We start from the raw sequence: 15,413 nt of genomic DNA on the forward strand, positions 1-15,413 counted from the left end.
GCAACCGGAGAAAGACATGGCAGACCCGATGCGCGTACGCGCCACCGAGAACGGCGGCGTGGTTGATGTAAAGATTCTGATGAAGCACGACATGGAGACCGGCCAGCGCAAGGATGCGTCCGGCAAGGTCGTCCCGGCCTGGCATATCCAGACCGTGAGCGCCCAGTGCAAGGGCAAGGAAGTGTTCCGCGCCCAGTTCGGCCCGGCGGTGTCCAAGGACCCGTTCCTGAACTTCAAGTTCAAGGGCGGCGCCAAGGGCGACAAGGTTGCCGTGACCTGGACCGACAACAAGGGCGACAAGCGCACCGACGAGGCCACCATCGCCTGAGGCCGCGCGGCCACGCCTGCATGGCGCCTGCATGACCCCGGCAAGCCGCGCCGTCCTCTGCTAAGGTTCGGGGCGGAATGCCGGGACGGACCCGGTCCGAAGGAGCATTATGCGGCGAGCATTTATTCGAGCATCGGCGGCGCTGGCTGCCATCGGCCTGGCGGCGAAGGCCTCGGCGCAGTCCGGCCAGTCGGCGGCGGCCGGTGCGGGCAAGGGCGGGCGCGTGAAGGTGGTGTACCAGCTGTCGGAAGGCATCGACCAGGCGGTGCGCGCGATGGGCAACCTGCGCAACCACCTGAATGGCGCCCCCGGCACCAGGATTGTGGTGGTCGCGTTCGGCTACGGCATCGACTTTTTGGTGGAAGGCGCCAAGGACGCGCGCGGCAACAGTTTCGAGAGCCCGGTGGGCGCGCTGGCCGCCGAAGGCGTTGAGTTCCGCGTGTGCCGCAATACGCTGACCGCGCGCAAGATCAGCGAATCGCAGTTGTTGATGGAAGCCAAGGTGGTCCAGGCCGGCGTGGTCGAGATCGCCCGGCTGCAGGCCGAGGAAGGATACGCGTATATCAAGCCCTGAGCCGGGCTGGCGCGGCCTGACGGCAAGACAAGAGAGAAGAATCGGCCCGTCCCGCAAGGCGCGGCCGCGAGGAGGAAGCCCCATGAAACCGATCCCAAGCCTGGCCCGGCGCGCAGCGCTGGCGCTGGCCGCCACCGCGGCGGCCGCGGGCGCCGCCGCCGTGCACGCGCAGGGCAGCACCGCCGACGAAATCGCCAAATACCGCCAGATGCTGGCCGAAGGCAATCCCGCCGAGCTGTGGGAAGCCGCCGGCGAAGAGCTGTGGAAAAAGCCCGCGGGGCCGAAGAACGCGTCGCTCGAGCAATGCGACCTGGGCAAGGGCCCGGGCGTGACCAAGGGCGCCTACGCCGAGCTGCCGCGCTACTTCAAGGACACCAACAAGGTGATGGACCTGGAGCAGCGGCTGGCCCACTGCCGCATGACGCTGCAGGGGCTGACCAAGGAAGAGGCCACCAAAAATCCGTTCTCGTCGTCGGGCAAGCCGTCCGAGATCGAACGCCTGGTGGCCTACCTGACCGGCGAGTCGCGCGGCGTGAAGATGAACGTGCAGCTCAGCCATCCGGAAGAGAAGCGCACCTATGCGCTGGGCGAGAAGATGTTCTTCTACCGCGGCGGCGCCTACGACTTTGCCTGCGCCACCTGCCATGCGGTGGACGGCCAGCGCATCCGCCTGCAGGATCTGCCCAACCTGCTGACCGACAAGGGCGCGCAGGCGGCCTACACCACCTGGCCCGCCTATCGCGTGTCGCAGGGCGAGGTCCGCACCATGCAGCACCGCCTGTACGACTGCCTGCGCCAGCAGCGCTTTCCCGAACCCGCCTATGGCTCGGACGTGATCACCGCGCTGACCATGTTCCTGGCGAAGAACGCCAACGGCGGCACCTACGACGGCCCGGCGATGAAGCGCTGACCAGGACGGGAGAGACACCATGCAACGACATACCAACGCAGTGGCCGTCGCGGCCCTGGCCGCCCTGCTGGCAACCGGCGCTTCCGCACAGGACCGCGCGCAGGACGGCGCCAAGGCCCGCCCCGCCAAGGCCAAGCCCGCCGCCGTCAGCGGCGCCGACATGAAGCACCTGATCGAAGACTCGTTCGCTTCGCGCGGCCCGGTCACGGTCGAGGGCGTGCTCAACCAGGATGGCATGCAGCAGACCTGCAGCCAGTACCCCGACCGCACCCGGGTGCCGGCCAAGGTCGCGAAGAAGATCGAGGCCGCCGAGCTGAAGCAGATCAAGTACCCCGCCGACGACAAATGGCTGGGCGACTGGAAGGAAGGCGAGAAGGTCGCCCAGAACGGCCGCGGCATGCAGTTCACCGACCAGGTCGGCGGCACCAACGGCGGCAACTGCTACGCCTGCCACCAGATGACCAAGGCCGAGATCTCGTTCGGCAATATCGGTCCGTCGCTGTACCAGTACGGCAAGCTGCGTGGCAACTCGCAGGAGGTCATCAAGTACACCTGGGGCAAGATATGGGATTCCAGTGCCTACGCCGCCTGCTCCAACATGCCGCGCTTCGGCCACAAGGGCATCCTGACCGAGGCCCAGATCCGCGACGTGATGGCGCTGCTGCTCGACCCGGCCTCGCCGGTCAACCAGTAACGCCGATGCGCGCGCCCGCCATGCTGCCGCGCGCGCTGCTGGCCGCGAGCCTGGTGCTGGCCGCGGCCGGCGCCGCCGCGCTGGAAGTAGGCGACACCGTGCGCCTGCCCGAGGTCCGCACTCTCGACGGCCGCACGCTGAGCGCGGCTGCGCTGGCCGGCAAGCCGCTGGTGGTCGAATACTGGGCCACCTGGTGCCCGTTCTGCGCGATGCAGAACCCGCGCCTGCAGAAGCTGTACGAGCGCACGCGCGGCACGCCGCTGCAGGTGCTGGCCATCAGCATCGACAAGGATCCGCGCGAGGCCGCCGATTACATGAAGAAGCGCGGCTACACCTTCGCCGCGACCATGGATTCGCCCGCGCTGCAGGCCGTGTTCGGCAAGCGCAAGGGGCTGCCGGAACTGTACGTGATCGACGCGCGCGGCCGCGTGGTGCAGAAGGAAGTGGGCGAAATGCTCGAAGAAGACGTGGCCGGGCTGGAGCGCTACGCCACGCCATAGCCGCGCCATAGCCATGCGATGCCGGAAGCCCCGCGCCCACCGGCACGCACTTATCCACAGGAAGAGACATGAACCGACGCGAGTTCCTGCAGGTGCTGGCCATCGCCGGCGCCGGCGGCATGACGTTCCCCCACCAGGATGCGCACGCCGCGCAGGCCGCCGAGGCCATGTACGACCTGCCGCGCTTCGGCAACGTCCACCTGCTGCATTTCACCGACTGCCATGCGCAGCTGCGGCCGGTGTACTTCCGCGAACCCAACGTCAACCTCGGCATCGGCGACTATGCCGGCAAGCCGCCGCACCTGGTCGGCGAGGCGCTGCTGCGCCATTACGGCATCCGCCCCGGCACCGCGCAGGCGCATGCGTTCACCTATCTCGATTACAACGAGGCGGCGCGACGCTATGGCAAGGTCGGCGGGTTTGCGCACCTGGCCACGCTGGTGAAGCGGCTCAAGGCCGGCCGCCCGGGTGCGCTGCTGCTCGACGGCGGCGACACCTGGCAGGGCTCGGCGACCGCGTTGTGGACCAAGGGCCAGGACATGGTCGATGCCGCGCTGGCGCTGGGCGTGGACGTGATGACGCCGCACTGGGAGATGACCCTGGGCGCCGAGCGTGTCAAAGAGATCGTCGACAAGGACTTCAAGGGCAAGGTCGCGTTCCTGGCGCAGAACATCAAGACCAACGATTTCGGCGACCCGGTGTTCGATCCGTACGTGATCCGCGAGATCAACGGCGTGCCGGTGGCCATCATCGGCCAGGCGTTCCCCTACACCCCGATCGCCAACCCCCGCTACTTCGTGCCGGACTGGACCTTCGGCATCCAGGAAGAGAACCTGCAGCAGGTCATCGACGCCGCGCGCGGCAAGGGTGCGCAGGCGGTGGTGCTGCTGTCGCACAACGGCATGGACGTCGACCTGAAACTGGCCTCGCGCGTGCGCGGGCTCGACGCCATCCTCGGCGGCCACACCCATGACGGCGTGCCCGCTCCGGTGGCGGTGAAGAACGCCGGCGGCACCACGCTGGTGACCAATGCCGGCTCCAACGGCAAGTTCCTCGGCGTGCTCGATTTCGACGTCAAGAACGGCAAGGTCGCCGATTTCCGCTACCGGCTGCTGCCGGTATTCGCCAATTACCTGCCGGCCGACCCGGCCATGGATGCGCTCATCCAAAAGGTACGGGCGCCGTATGAAAAGAAGCTGTCCGAAGTCCTCGCCGTCAACCGTGGCCTGCTGTACCGCCGCGGCAATTTCAACGGCACCTTCGACCAGCTGATCCTGGACGGCCTGATGCAGGTGCAGGGCGCGCAGATCGCGTTCTCGCCCGGTTTCCGCTGGGGCACCACGCTGCTGCCGGGGCAGGCCATCACCATGGAGCACCTGATGGACCAGACCGCCATCACGTATCCGTACACCACGGTGACGCAGATGAGCGGCGCGACCATCAAGACCATCCTCGAAGACGTCGCCGACAACCTGTTCAATCCCGATCCGTATTACCAGCAGGGCGGCGACATGGTGCGCGTCGGCGGCCTGCAGTACACCATCGATCCCGCCGCCGGCATGGGCAAGCGCATCACCGACATGCGCCTGGCGGGCAAGCCGCTGGAGGCCGGCAAGACCTACAAGGTGGCAGGCTGGGCACCGGTGGCGGAGGAAGCGCGCGAATCGGGCGGGGCGCCGATCTGGGACGTGATGGCGCAATGGCTGCGCAGCACCCGCGAAGTCAGCGCGCGCCCGCTGAACCTGCCGCGCGTGCGCGGCATGGACGGCAATGCCGGCATCGCGGCGTGATGTGGCAAACAGCACGCATGGGGGCGCGGAGGATTGAAGCGCGCCGCCCAAGTACGCTACAATCCTCCGCGACGGGCCGATAGCTCAGCTGGGAGAGCGCTGCGTTCGCAATGCAGAGGTCGGGAGTTCGATCCTCCTTCGGTCCACCAGAATTCGTTCCAATATTCGCAATACGCGCTAAATGCCCCGGAGCCGCCTGGCTGCCGGGGTTTTTTGTTGGCGGCGTTCCCGCGGTCCCTCCTCACAACGCCGCAGCGACCTGCACCGGCAGCGTTTCCAGCCCCAGCAACTCCCTGAAGCCGGCCTCGTGGTGCCGCAGCGCATGCGGCGCATACCAGGCGTTGGCCGCCCGGCCGATGCGCCAGGCTGCCTCCAGGTCCAGAGTCATGGCCTCAATCGAAGGCACGTAGTGCGCGGGCGTGATGCCATCGTGCACGCCGCTGCTGCGGGACAGCAGCACCGGGCAGACCGCGTGGGCGCAATACGCGGCGAAGACCCCGCTCTTGGCCGCATAGTCGACGGGATAGGCCAGTACGCCATAGGTCGACACCGACAGCAGCCGCGCCGCTTCGGCGGCCTCGACGCGGCCGTGCACCACCGCGCCGCGCCGGGCGATGCGGGCTGCGAGGCCGGTATCGCCCAGGGGTGGGCCGACGTCATGCAGCGTGAAACCGGCACGGCCGACCCAGTCGAACAGGGCGTCGCCCGCCTCCTGGTAAGTCTGGGCGCGCAGCGCGGCACCCCCGAGCACCACCACGGCGGCCTGCCGGTCCCGCTGCTGCGTGCCGCTTTCGCCCAGATTGGAGAACACCGGCAGCACCCGGTGTGGCCGCGCCGGCGCGTGGGCGTTGAGCCAGCGCGCCGAACCCTCGCGGTTGGTCACCCAGAAGTCGGCCAGCGCCGCCAGTTCGGCGGCAATGTAGCGCTGCACCGGAGAGAGCCAGAACGCCGAGCGCCATGGCGCGCCGTCGGCATACAGTTCGTGGAAAAAGACGCCGAGGCGGCGGATGTGCGGGCGGGCCTCGCGCAGGCGCCGCAGCAGCCACAGCGGCGTGCCGCGCGTGGCATAGCCGTAGCCAACGTAATGGAGGATCACGTCGGCGCCGGCCAGCGCGGCTGCCGGCAGGTCGGGCGTCGCCTCGAGCAGCTTCCCCTGCAGCAGTCCGTTGAGCGTCGCGGCATAGTCCCTGACGCCACCTTCGCCGGGCGCGACCAGGCTGATGAGGCCCCCGCTGCCGCGGGCGTTCAGGTCGTGGGCGGATGAATTCGGCATGGGACAGGCTCCTTGCGCATATGGCGAGGTTGTCATGTCCCCTGGCAGGATATCTGTGCTCCAGCGCACGCGGCGTCACGGCGCGGCGGCGTTTGCCCAATGGAAAAGGCCCGCACGGCGAACCGTGCGGGCCTAGAAAAGCGCTATCAGGGAGAGAAGCTTGCCGGGATCAGCCGGCGCGCTTCAGGCTGACATGGCGCTCAGGGTACATTGCTCTGGGTGAAGTTGAACGGCTTGCCGGCCACCGCATAGGAACCGCCGAACTCGAACTCTTCATTGCCCGACTGGCCCACGCCGATATACATCGGGGTGTTCCCGCCCTGGAGGTTGATCGGCGCATAGCGATAGTTCAGCACCTGCTTGCCGGCATAGTCGGTCACCGAGAACACGCTGGTCAGCAGCGGGCTTTGCTGGGTTTCAGACACCGTGATCGGATCGATCATACGCGAATCCTGCAGCGTCTTTTCGACCGTCAGCGTTGCCATGTCGACCAGCTGGACCTTCTGCTCGCCACGCGACACCACCCACATCTTGGTGTTCGAGTTGCCGAAGCTCTCGCGATTCACCTGGTGGATCATGCTGGTCGGGTTCTTGCCCACTTGCAGGCTGGTCACTTCCTTGATCAGTTCCGGATCGAGGTTGGTACCGGACTGCACACCAGCCACCGAGATCGCGTGGATCACGCCGTCTTCCGTCGCCACCCAGGCCTGGCCGGGGTTGGCCAGCATCGAGACCCTCACCGCGGTCGGCTTTTCGGCCAGGCTCATGGTCTTGACGATGGTCGGAGCGTAGTTGTCCACCGAGAACGTCTGCGGCCATTGCGAGTCTTCCAGGCCGGTATTGTTCAGGGTGTTCTGCAGATCGCTGAAGCTGCCTTCGAAGTAGGTGTTGTTGACCTTGTCGAACAGCGGCTTCAGGTCCAGGAACACCACCTTCTTTTCCGACTTCGAGATCACTGCGGCCACGCCGGCGCGGGAGATCAGGTCGCCGTTGACGCCACCCACGGTGTAGCTCTTCTGGTTGGCTTCGCTCAGGCCAGGCGTCGCTTCGTCGCGACCCAGGCTCGCGCCGCGGTCACCCACCGGGTCACGCATCCAGCCCTGGGTGGTGTTGTCCTGCATGACGCTGAAGTCGGTCACGGCGGAAATCTCCGTCGGGGCCTTCATATCCGGCAGGTCAACGAAGCCCAGCAGCTTCATGAAGACGAAGTTCGACATATTGCGGAAGCCCGGATAGAGGCCATGCCACGACATATCGCTGGAGTCATACGGACCGCCCACCTGGCTGCCGTCGGCGAGGCTGCCCAGCGCAATAACCCCCACCTGTCCCTTCAGGTTCTTGGTGTCCCAGATGGTCACCAGGGCAAATTCGGAATTCGGCGTAATGGCGATGGCCGTGGGCACCTTGCCCTCCGGCAGCTTCACCGAAGCCGAGTGCGAGGCCGTATTCATGCCGACCGAGGCAATCAGGCCGTTCTGGAAAGCCACCAGCGATTGTGCGCAATCGTGCTCGCTGCAGCGGCCCATGGCGATCGGCTGCGTCGGCATCGCGCCACCGTTGGCCGTGACGTGGTCCTTCAGCAGCGGATTGGTGGTGGTATGGCCCCAGAACCACGGGGTCTGCGGCTTTTCGGCAATGGTGCCGGCGCTCAGCGCGAGCGTCAGCAGCGGCGTGACGCCGGAGTCCGACGCGGCGTCCGCGCGGAAAATCACATCGCCCATGTTGCTGCCGTAGTCGTTGCGGGCGCAGTCGATGTTACCCAGCTGATAGATCACGTTGGTGCTGGTATCCATCGTGGCGCCCGGGTAATCCTGCTGGAAACAGGTATTGCCGTGCGGGTAAAAGGTCTTGTCCTCGGGTTTCCATACCGTACCAACTGCTGCGGCGGCGGAATTACTCGGGCCGTAGCGATAAGCCATGGCCTTTTCGCCGGAATAATCCGAAGCAATGGCGACATATTCGTCGGCATTCAAATTGCCAGAGCCGTCGAAAATCTCGTCGGCAACCTGGGTGGATTCGGCCGGGGTGGTCGGGCCGCGCGAAGCTTCGCTCGACGAGGTGCTACCGGAGGTGGTTGCATCGCTGCCGTCGCCACCGCCGCCGCATGCCGTAAGCACCACAGCGGCGCAGGCCGCAGCCAGGAAGTTCAGGCTCGGGAGAATGTAAGAATTGCGCGCCCGGCGCAGGTCGGATGGGTTATCGCGAGGTAGATTTTTCCCAGTCATTGATTTTTAAGTGAATGGATAAAAGATGAAAGTGAATAAACATCACCACGCCCGTTCTTGAGCCGGTTTGCAGTGTGCGCGACCAATTGCAGTGGCATAAAAAGCGGATCGGGTTAACCCCTTGGAAAACCCGGCAGCGGCGATACTAGGGGTACCCGTCCGACACCGTACAGGGCGGTAACAATGGGTTACGTGTGATTTTCGGGCGGGGCACCTGTGCACTATTGCAGTGCGTATTTGCGACTAAACGATTACTCGCCCATGGATCACATGTAAGGATTTGTTCGATTTGTGGACACTCTTCCGTACGCGGCAATATCATCGCGCGCGATTTTCGGGACTAAAACAACGGGATAATTGCGCCGGCCCGGGCCAGGCCAGGGCGGGCATTTAATGCCGCCGCAACGCCAGCGGCGCCGTGGGTTAAGGCCACCTGAATTCCACATGAATGCCAGCGGCCCGCGGCGTTAAGCGCCACGCGCAGCGGTCGCCCAGGCCGGCGCCTGCGGCTCGCTTCGGGCGTCGCCATACGTTATGGTTGAGCCCCCTGGAGCCCGGCGCGCGCGCCGGGCGCCGTTGACCGCCCGTGCGCACCAAAGCTGCCTCGTCCCATGCAAGCCACCAGGAAATCGTTCGTCGGACGCATCCGCGAACAGCTAGACCAGCTGTCGCCTTCGGAGCGCAGGCTGGCGGAGTTCGCACTGGATTTCCCGGGCGATCTGGCGGGCTATACGGCCTCGGAACTGGCCGGGCTGGCCAATGTGTCGAATGCGACCGTGACGCGCTTCGTGCGGCGCATGGGCTATGCCTCGTATGACGACGCGCGCAAGCATGTGCGCTCGGAGAAGAGTGCGGGCTCGCCGCTGTTGCTGGCCGGCACCGAAAGCGCGGCCGGCGCGGACGCTACCGGCTCGCTCGGCGCGCATCTCCAGCAGTCGCTGGCCAACCTCGGCGCCACTTACCGGCGCCTGTCGGAGGCGCAGCTGCGGGAAATCGCCGAGGCCATCCTCGGCGCGCGCAAGGTGTGGATCGTCGGCTTCCGCTCGAGCCAGCCGCTGGCCATGTATCTGCGCTGGCAACTGTTGCAGATCGTGCCGAGCGCGCAGGCGGTGCCCGGCGCCGGCGAGACCATGGGCGAACATCTCGCCGGCATGAGCGAAGACGATGTGGTGATCGTGCTGGCCTTGCGCCGGCGCGTGCGCGAACTGCCGTCAGTCGTGGTGCAGGCGGCGAAGGCTTGCCCCAGGCTGCTCTACATCACGGAGCAGGGCGCGACCGCGAGGGTGCCCGCCAGATGGGTGCTGCGCTGCGATGTACAGGCCCCCGGGGTGCTGGACAACCATGCCGCCGTGATCGGCCTGTGCCACCTGATCGTCACTCAGGTGATGGAACTGGCCGGCACGCCCGGCCGGCGGCATCTGGGCCTGGTCGAGGCTTTCCACGATGCGCTCGACGAACTCTGAGCACCTGCCGCTGGCGGCGCGTTACCCCATTTCCAACGTTCCACCGCGTTGCCGGTTGAAACGGCACGCACTCGGCACGCAATCGGCCATAGTCGGCATGCGTCGGTATAAACCCGCCTGAAAAGATTTTTTCAGACATTTATCATATGAAAAAAGCAAACCATTAAGTCGGGAGCGCTGATGAACGCCTCGCGGCATCCGGCCGGCCAGCCCGCCGCCAGCCAGCTCCTGAATCCCGAGGCGTGAATGAGCCATATCCTGCTGATCAACCCGAATACTTCCAGCGCCACCACGCAGATGATGGTCGGCATCGCGCGCGCCTGGCTGGCGCAGCGCCTGGACGCGCCGCCGGCCGTGGTCGGCGCGACGGCGACGCGCGGCGCGCCGATGATCGTCGACGATGGCGATCTGGCGGTGGCCGCCGGCGCGGTCAATGACGCGGACATGGTGCGCCTGGCTGGCCTTGCCGGGGGCGTGATCGTCGGCGCCTTCGGGGATCCGGGCCTGGAAGCCCTGCGCGCGCAGCTGGCGGTGCCGGTGGTCGGCATCGGCGAGGCCGCGATGCGCGCCGCCGCGGCGGGCGAGCGGCGCTTCGGCGTCGCCACCACCACACCGCGACTGGCGGCGTCGATCGCCTCGGGCGTGCGCCGGCACGGGCTGGAGGCCTGGTTTACCGGCGCGCGCTTCACCGATGGCGACCCGCGCGCGCTGGGCCACGCGCCGCAGCAACAGGAAGAACGGCTCGCGGGCGCGGTGCAGGCCTGCATCGACGATGGCGCGCAGGCCGTGATCATCGGCGGCGGGCCGCTGGGCGAGGCCGCGCGGGCGCTGAAACAGCGCTTCGCGGTACCCGTGATCGGGCCAATCCCGGCCGCATGCGAAGCGCTGGTCCGCGCCCTGGGGCTGGCGCTGCGCCAGGGGCCGGCGGATTCGCCGGCTGCGGCCGCGACAGGCGCTCAGGCCACCAAAGGCGCGGGCTAGGCCACGCGCGTCGGCCGCCTGGCCTTCATCGCCGACGGGCGTACCTGTTGCAGCGCGCGCAGTGACTGCAGGGCATCCTCGACCGCTTCGATGCCGTCGCGCAGGCGGCCGGTGGCATAGCCCAGGCGGCTTTGCGCATCGGCATCGGGCGTGGAAAGGTTTTCGAGTGCGTCGACTTCCGCCTGCATCTGTCCGACCAGGCGGCGTAGCTGGGATGTGCTGTGCGAGGCTAGCGAACGGATCGCCATCGTGAGAGCCCTCCTTGCAAAGACCGGGTGCGCCCGCTGGCGCTGCTCCGCACGCTTCGTGCGGTGCCCGTCCTTTCTACGGTAAAGGCGGCGCAATAAGTTAGCCAGCGCTGTTACGAAATCGGCACGATGGCGCGGCCTGATGTCGCGCCGAGCCCCGCTGCGCCGCCCGCAGGTTCGGCTATAGTCACCCGATGGATTCGCACTCCCCCCGCATGCGCGCAAAACCCGGCAATCTGGCCGACGACGGCGCCACCCGCGCGGCGCAAGCCGAGGCGCGTCATCGCGCCGGCCGGAACAGCACGCTGGTCAGCGTGGCGGTCAATATCGGCCTGACGGCGGTGCAGTCGGTCGCCGGGGTGATCTCCGGCTCGCAGGCGCTGATCGCCGACGCCGCGCATTCGCTGTCCGACCTGCTTTCAGACTTCGTCGTGCTGGCCGCCGGCTGGCAAAGCCGCAAGGACCCGGATGCCGATCACCAGTACGGCCACCTGCGCTTCGAGACCGCCGCCTCGCTGGCCCTGGGCGTGCTGCTGCTGACGGTGGGGGCCGGCATGCTGTGGGCGGCGCTGGGCAAGCTGCAGTCTGCGGGCGGCGCGCAGCCGGTGCGGCCGGTGGCGCTGTGGGTGGCGCTGGCCACGCTGGCGTCCAAGGAACTGCTGTTCCGCTACATGCTAGCCGTGGCGCGCCGGGTGCGGTCGAGCATGCTGGTGGCCAACGCCTGGCATGCGCGCTCGGATGCGGCGTCGTCGCTGGTGGTGGCGCTTGGCATCGGCGGCAACCTGCTGGGCTACCACATCCTCGACCCGATCGCGGCGATCGTGGTCGGGCTGATGGTGGCGCGCATGGGACTGCGCTTCGGCTGGGACGCGCTCAACGACCTGATGGACCGCGCCGCCGACGAAGAGACCGTCACCGCCATCCGCGCCACCATGCTGGCGACGCCCGGCGTGCTGGGCCTGCACGACCTGCGCACGCGCAAGATGGGCGACCAGGTACTGGTCGACGTGCACCTCGAGATCGACGCCACCCTTTCCGTGGCCCAGGGTCATGCCATCGCGGTGGAAGCGCGGCGCCGCACGCTGGAACACCACCATGTGCTGAACGTGATGACGCACGTCGATCCGGTATACGTAGCCGCAGCGACTGCCGATGGCTGAACCGGGCTGTGGACAGCTTTGCCCAAGCCTGGGGATAACCGGCCGGACAAGCTGTGTCGCGCCTGGGGACGCGCTGTGGGACGTATACGAACAACTCGCGGGGGCGCGCGACAGATGTATACGTTGCCGCCGTCTTGTCCCGCCAAATCAGGGTTATCCCGAAGCCGTTATTTTTGCTGCAAGTCACTGACCCAGAAGGGAAAAGGTGACTTATCCACGGCCCGAAGCCCGGTTTACCTACTACTACTATGTTTACATACGTAAACAATATAAAGACGACAGCCAAGACCTTTGCGCCAGACGATGGTGTACAGCTGGCACGTATACGCGGTGGCCTGTATACCGGCTAGCGCGGCACCTTGAACGCCTTGCGTGCCGCCAGCACCTGCGCGCGCGTGGCGCAGCCCTCCTGGTGGTCGTTGACCAGGCCCATGGCCTGCATCAGCGCATACATCGTGGTGGGGCCGACGAAACGCCAGCCGCGCTTCTTCAGATCCTTTGACAGCGCGGTGGACTCCGGCGAAATGGCCATGGTGCGCAGCACCTCGGGCGTCAGCACCTTGGGCCGGCTGGCCGGATCGGGCTCGAAGCGCCAGAAGTAGGCTGCCAGCGAGGACTCTGATTCCAGCAGTTCGCGGGCCCGCCGGGCATTGTTGATCGCGGCCTCGATCTTGCCGCGATGGCGCACGATGCCGGCATCGCCCAGCAGGCGCGCGATGTCGCGCTCGGTGAAGCGCGCGACTTTCTCAATATCGAAATTGGCAAACGCCTTGCGAAAGGCTTCGCGCTTGCGCAGGATGGTCAGCCAGCTAAGGCCGGACTGGAATCCCTCCAGGCACAGCTTCTCGAACAGCCGGCGGTCGTCGGCGACCGGAAAGCCCCACTCGGTATCGTGGTAGTGGCAATAGTCCTCCAGCGTGCCGCACCAGCCGCAGCGCACCGGCGCGGCCAGCGCTTCCTTGTTGCTCGTCATGCGTACCTTTTCCGTATTGAATAAAGGGGGCGCCGGCCAGCCCCTCGCCGGCCGGCGCATTTGCTGCGATCATGCCCGCACCTGAGAGATTGCGGAAGGCTGAAAATGGACATGCGATTGACCACCCTGGACGAGGACGGATGGGAGCTCGACGACGCCGAGCCCATCGCCGCCGCCCACCCCGACACCTTCTGGATGCCGCCGCGCGCGGAACGCGACGCGCTTGCCGCCGGCCAGCAGGTCAAGCTGATCTTCCGCATCCTGGTCGCGGACGAGGATGGCAACGAGGAAGTCCACGTCGAGCGGATGTGGGTCAATGTGACCGGACGCGAAGGCGCGCTCTATGCCGGCGAACTCGACAACCAGCCGTACTGCACCGACGAGATGAATCCCGGCATGCCACTGTGTTTCGAGGCCCGGCACGTGATCCATATCTATCGGGAAGGCGACGAGGACGCTTGAGCGACCTGAGCGACCAGCCGCCGGCCACAAAAAAGCCAGCCTCGCGGCTGGCTTTTTCGATGGACAGGCTCGGCGCGCTCAGGCCAGCCGCTTGCCGGTCCGGTCGTGCATGAACACCAGCGCGACAAAGCTCACCACGGCTGCGGCGATCACATAGTAGGCCGGCGCCAGCTTGTTCTGGGTCGACTCGATCAGCCAGGTCACGATCAGCGGGGCAAAGCCGCCGAAGATGGTCACGGCGAAGTTGTAGGCCAGCGACAGGCCGGGGCGGTGGTGGCCGCGGTCATGAAGCGTTGGTCCTGCGGAGAAATCGCCATATTAAGCGATTCCTTAATTGCAGGCCGTCGCGCCCTCGCGCGTGACTTCAGCCGGGAAGTGCAGGTTCGGTCGCGCGGTGGTCCGGCTTTGGCGGACTTGCGGGGACGGTCTCGGCGGGCGACGCTGGGGCCGGGGCAGGGTGGCGTCGCGTGAGCCACAGCAGCAGCGCGCTGGCCACCCAGCCGGCCACGAATACCGTGTCCCCAGCCCGGTTCAGCCAGGCGGCCGCGGCCGGCATGCCGGTCACGGACAGCAGCAGGCCGGCCGGCAGCCGCGCCAGGATCCACAGCGCGACGGCGGGTAGGCTGCCGTAGACGCCCGGCTGCCACCACTGGCCCGGGATGCGGTTGTGCCGTCCGGCGCGGCGCGGATTGCGCGATGCCACCTGAGTCTCCTGGTGTTGCGAAAGCCCCTGCGAAGCGCCTGCATGGCGAGCTTCCGGCTGCAGCATAAGCCTCTTGTGTCGGCCGCAGGGGTGGGTTGGGCACGGGTTGTGTGGCTTGCGCCACGGATGGCCCGCGATTCAATTTTTTTGCACGACGTGTCCGCAAACGGCGCCCGCGAGGGCCGCCGTTCTTTGCCAAACTGGAAGCCAGTACACAAACCGTTTGAAGGCGGTATTGCCATGCTTCCCTCGCTCTATATCTCCCACGGCTCGCCGATGCTGGCTATCGATCCCGGCCCTACCGGCGCCGCGTTCGAGGCGCTGGGCGCCCGGCTGCGCGCGCAGCGCCCGCGCGCGGTGCTGGTGATTTCGGCGCACTGGATCTACAGCACGCTGGCCGTCACCAGCCGCGAACGCCAGGAGGCCTGGCACGATTTCGGCGGCTTCCCGCGCGAGCTGTACGCGCTGCGCTACGACGCCCCGGGTTCGCCGGAACTGGCGGCGCGGGTGAAGGCGCTGGTCGAGGCGGCGGCGATTCCCGGCGCGGGCTTTGTCGGCCACGATGATGAGCGCCCGCTGGATCATGGTGCCTGGATGCCGATGCGCCACTTCTTTCCCGATGCCGACATGCCGGTGGTGCAGCTGGCGCTGAATCCCTACCTGGCGCCGGTGACGCAGATCGCGATCGGGCGCGCGCTGGCGCCGCTGCGAGATGAGGGCGTGCTGGTGCTGGCCTCGGGCAGCTTCACCCACAACCTGCAGGAAGTGTTTGGCGGCGGCCGGCGCGAGCAGCACGGCCCGCAGGCCGAGCCGTACGTCGAGGCGTTCCGCAAGTGGATGGCCGAGGCGCTGGACCAGGCCCTGGCTACCGGCGACACCGGCCGCATTGTCGACTACCGGGCCCAGGCGCCCTATGCGCGCCGGGCGCACCCGACCGACGAACACCTGCTGCCGTTCTATGTGGCGCTGGGCGCGGCGCTCGGCCCGGAGGGCGTACCGCCGGCGCTGCCGGGGCCGGCCACGGTGTCGCGGGTGGCGGACGAGGTCACCTATGGCGTGCTGGCGATGGACAGCTTCGTGTTCGAAGGCATGGGCGCGGGGGCGCCGCTGCGCGCCGCGGCCTGAGGGC

16 protein-coding genes, 1 tRNA gene and 1 pseudogene are annotated in these 15,413 nt (G+C 67.1%); 12 read left to right on the forward strand and 6 right to left on the reverse strand.

Annotated features, from left to right (window positions below):
• Nucleotides 1-16 precede the first annotated feature (16 nt).
• The 7 genes from soxZ to MKD38_RS24760 all read left to right on the forward strand — a co-directional run bounded on the left by soxZ (nt 17) and on the right by MKD38_RS24760 (nt 4,945).
• Nucleotides 17-328 carry a thiosulfate oxidation carrier complex protein SoxZ gene (soxZ, locus tag MKD38_RS24730; protein WP_111521230.1) on the forward strand — a complete coding sequence of 104 codons (312 nt, stop codon included), beginning with the start codon at nt 17-19 and terminating at the stop codon, nt 326-328.
• A 109-nt stretch (nt 329-437) separates the two neighbouring features.
• A complete protein-coding gene (locus tag MKD38_RS24735; RefSeq protein ID WP_240072987.1) occupies nt 438-902 on the forward strand; it encodes a DsrE family protein in 465 nt (154 codons plus the stop codon).
• An 82-nt stretch (nt 903-984) separates the two neighbouring features.
• Nucleotides 985-1,812: a sulfur oxidation c-type cytochrome SoxA gene (soxA, locus tag MKD38_RS24740; RefSeq protein ID WP_252680997.1), complete on the forward strand. Its 828-nt coding sequence runs from the start codon at nt 985-987 to the stop codon at nt 1,810-1,812.
• Between the two features lie 19 nt (nt 1,813-1,831).
• Nucleotides 1,832-2,506, forward strand: coding sequence for a sulfur oxidation c-type cytochrome SoxX (soxX, locus tag MKD38_RS24745; RefSeq protein ID WP_252680999.1), 675 nt, complete (start codon nt 1,832-1,834; stop codon nt 2,504-2,506).
• A gap of 5 nt (nt 2,507-2,511) precedes the next feature.
• Nucleotides 2,512-3,006 carry a TlpA disulfide reductase family protein gene (locus MKD38_RS24750; protein WP_252681002.1) on the forward strand — a complete coding sequence of 165 codons (495 nt, stop codon included), beginning with the start codon at nt 2,512-2,514 and terminating at the stop codon, nt 3,004-3,006.
• A 68-nt stretch (nt 3,007-3,074) separates the two neighbouring features.
• Entirely contained in the window at nt 3,075-4,796 is a 1,722-nt protein-coding gene (soxB, locus tag MKD38_RS24755; protein WP_252681004.1) for a thiosulfohydrolase SoxB, read from the forward strand.
• A gap of 73 nt (nt 4,797-4,869) precedes the next feature.
• Nucleotides 4,870-4,945: transfer RNA gene (locus MKD38_RS24760), tRNA-Ala, on the forward strand.
• A gap of 92 nt (nt 4,946-5,037) precedes the next feature.
• On the opposite strand, the gene MKD38_RS24765 is transcribed toward MKD38_RS24760, so the two are convergent.
• Together MKD38_RS24765 and MKD38_RS24770 are read right to left on the reverse strand one after the other, a co-directional pair.
• On the reverse strand, nt 5,038-6,069 hold the full coding sequence (locus tag MKD38_RS24765) for a hypothetical protein (protein ID WP_252681007.1): 1,032 nt from the start codon (nt 6,067-6,069) through the stop codon (nt 5,038-5,040).
• Nucleotides 6,070-6,269: 200 nt separating this feature from the next.
• Entirely contained in the window at nt 6,270-8,186 is a 1,917-nt protein-coding gene (locus MKD38_RS24770) for a hypothetical protein (RefSeq protein WP_252681011.1), read from the reverse strand.
• Nucleotides 8,187-8,905: 719 nt separating this feature from the next.
• On the opposite strand from MKD38_RS24770, the gene MKD38_RS24775 reads away from it, so the two are divergent.
• Together MKD38_RS24775 and MKD38_RS24780 are read left to right on the forward strand one after the other, a co-directional pair.
• Nucleotides 8,906-9,757, forward strand: coding sequence for a MurR/RpiR family transcriptional regulator (locus tag MKD38_RS24775; RefSeq protein ID WP_252681013.1), 852 nt, complete (start codon nt 8,906-8,908; stop codon nt 9,755-9,757).
• Nucleotides 9,758-10,003: 246 nt separating this feature from the next.
• Nucleotides 10,004-10,738 carry an aspartate/glutamate racemase family protein gene (locus tag MKD38_RS24780; RefSeq protein WP_252681015.1) on the forward strand — a complete coding sequence of 245 codons (735 nt, stop codon included), beginning with the start codon at nt 10,004-10,006 and terminating at the stop codon, nt 10,736-10,738.
• On the opposite strand, the gene MKD38_RS24785 is transcribed toward MKD38_RS24780, so the two are convergent.
• Nucleotides 10,735-10,986 carry a hypothetical protein gene (locus tag MKD38_RS24785; protein ID WP_018006124.1) on the reverse strand — a complete coding sequence of 84 codons (252 nt, stop codon included), beginning with the start codon at nt 10,984-10,986 and terminating at the stop codon, nt 10,735-10,737. The genes MKD38_RS24780 and MKD38_RS24785 overlap by 4 nt on opposite strands.
• 215 nt (nt 10,987-11,201) lie before the next feature.
• Here MKD38_RS24785 and MKD38_RS24790 point away from each other — a divergent pair, with 215 nt between their 5' ends.
• Nucleotides 11,202-12,146 carry a cation diffusion facilitator family transporter gene (locus MKD38_RS24790; RefSeq protein WP_252681017.1) on the forward strand — a complete coding sequence of 315 codons (945 nt, stop codon included), beginning with the start codon at nt 11,202-11,204 and terminating at the stop codon, nt 12,144-12,146.
• 346 nt (nt 12,147-12,492) lie between these two features.
• On the opposite strand, the gene MKD38_RS24795 is transcribed toward MKD38_RS24790, so the two are convergent.
• Nucleotides 12,493-13,119 (reverse strand): DNA-3-methyladenine glycosylase I, encoded by a 627-nt coding sequence (locus tag MKD38_RS24795; protein WP_062795713.1) that lies wholly within the window; start codon nt 13,117-13,119, stop codon nt 12,493-12,495.
• Between the two features lie 105 nt (nt 13,120-13,224).
• Between MKD38_RS24795 and MKD38_RS24800 the strand changes: the two genes are divergently transcribed.
• Nucleotides 13,225-13,581, forward strand: coding sequence for a DUF2314 domain-containing protein (locus MKD38_RS24800; RefSeq protein ID WP_252681019.1), 357 nt, complete (start codon nt 13,225-13,227; stop codon nt 13,579-13,581).
• Nucleotides 13,582-13,659: 78 nt separating this feature from the next.
• On the opposite strand, the pseudogene MKD38_RS24805 reads toward MKD38_RS24800, so the two are convergent.
• Both MKD38_RS24805 and MKD38_RS24810 read right to left on the reverse strand, forming a co-directional pair.
• A pseudogene (locus tag MKD38_RS24805) lies at nt 13,660-13,845 on the reverse strand (MFS transporter); the annotation flags it as partial.
• 100 nt (nt 13,846-13,945) lie between these two features.
• Entirely contained in the window at nt 13,946-14,284 is a 339-nt protein-coding gene (locus tag MKD38_RS24810) for a hypothetical protein (protein ID WP_252681021.1), read from the reverse strand.
• Between the two features lie 240 nt (nt 14,285-14,524).
• Here MKD38_RS24810 and MKD38_RS24815 point away from each other — a divergent pair, with 240 nt between their 5' ends.
• Nucleotides 14,525-15,409, forward strand: a complete 885-nt coding sequence (locus MKD38_RS24815; protein ID WP_252681023.1) for a DODA-type extradiol aromatic ring-opening family dioxygenase — start codon at nt 14,525-14,527, stop codon at nt 15,407-15,409.
• Nucleotides 15,410-15,413: the final 4 nt, after the last annotated feature.

The organism is Cupriavidus sp. WGlv3 (assembly GCF_023952475.1).
Taxonomy (GTDB): domain Bacteria; phylum Pseudomonadota; class Gammaproteobacteria; order Burkholderiales; family Burkholderiaceae; genus Cupriavidus; species Cupriavidus phytorum.

Bases quoted from the DNA above. Each gene is read 5' to 3' on its own strand.
- soxZ (WP_111521230.1), top strand. From the start codon at position 17: ATGGCAGACCCGATGCGCGTACGCGCCACCGAGAACGGCGGCGTGGTT.
- MKD38_RS24735 (WP_240072987.1), top strand. From the start codon at position 438: ATGCGGCGAGCATTTATTCGAGCATCGGCGGCGCTGGCTGCCATCGGC.
- soxA (WP_252680997.1), top strand. From the start codon at position 985: ATGAAACCGATCCCAAGCCTGGCCCGGCGCGCAGCGCTGGCGCTGGCC.
- soxX (WP_252680999.1), top strand. From the start codon at position 1,832: ATGCAACGACATACCAACGCAGTGGCCGTCGCGGCCCTGGCCGCCCTG.
- MKD38_RS24750 (WP_252681002.1), top strand. From the start codon at position 2,512: ATGCGCGCGCCCGCCATGCTGCCGCGCGCGCTGCTGGCCGCGAGCCTG.
- soxB (WP_252681004.1), top strand. From the start codon at position 3,075: ATGAACCGACGCGAGTTCCTGCAGGTGCTGGCCATCGCCGGCGCCGGC.
- MKD38_RS24765 (WP_252681007.1), bottom strand. From the start codon at position 6,069: ATGCCGAATTCATCCGCCCACGACCTGAACGCCCGCGGCAGCGGGGGC.
- MKD38_RS24775 (WP_252681013.1), top strand. From the start codon at position 8,906: ATGCAAGCCACCAGGAAATCGTTCGTCGGACGCATCCGCGAACAGCTA.
- MKD38_RS24780 (WP_252681015.1), top strand. From the start codon at position 10,004: ATGAGCCATATCCTGCTGATCAACCCGAATACTTCCAGCGCCACCACG.
- MKD38_RS24785 (WP_018006124.1), bottom strand. From the start codon at position 10,986: ATGGCGATCCGTTCGCTAGCCTCGCACAGCACATCCCAGCTACGCCGC.
- MKD38_RS24790 (WP_252681017.1), top strand. From the start codon at position 11,202: ATGCGCGCAAAACCCGGCAATCTGGCCGACGACGGCGCCACCCGCGCG.
- MKD38_RS24795 (WP_062795713.1), bottom strand. From the start codon at position 13,119: ATGACGAGCAACAAGGAAGCGCTGGCCGCGCCGGTGCGCTGCGGCTGG.
- MKD38_RS24800 (WP_252681019.1), top strand. From the start codon at position 13,225: ATGGACATGCGATTGACCACCCTGGACGAGGACGGATGGGAGCTCGAC.
- MKD38_RS24815 (WP_252681023.1), top strand. From the start codon at position 14,525: ATGCTTCCCTCGCTCTATATCTCCCACGGCTCGCCGATGCTGGCTATC.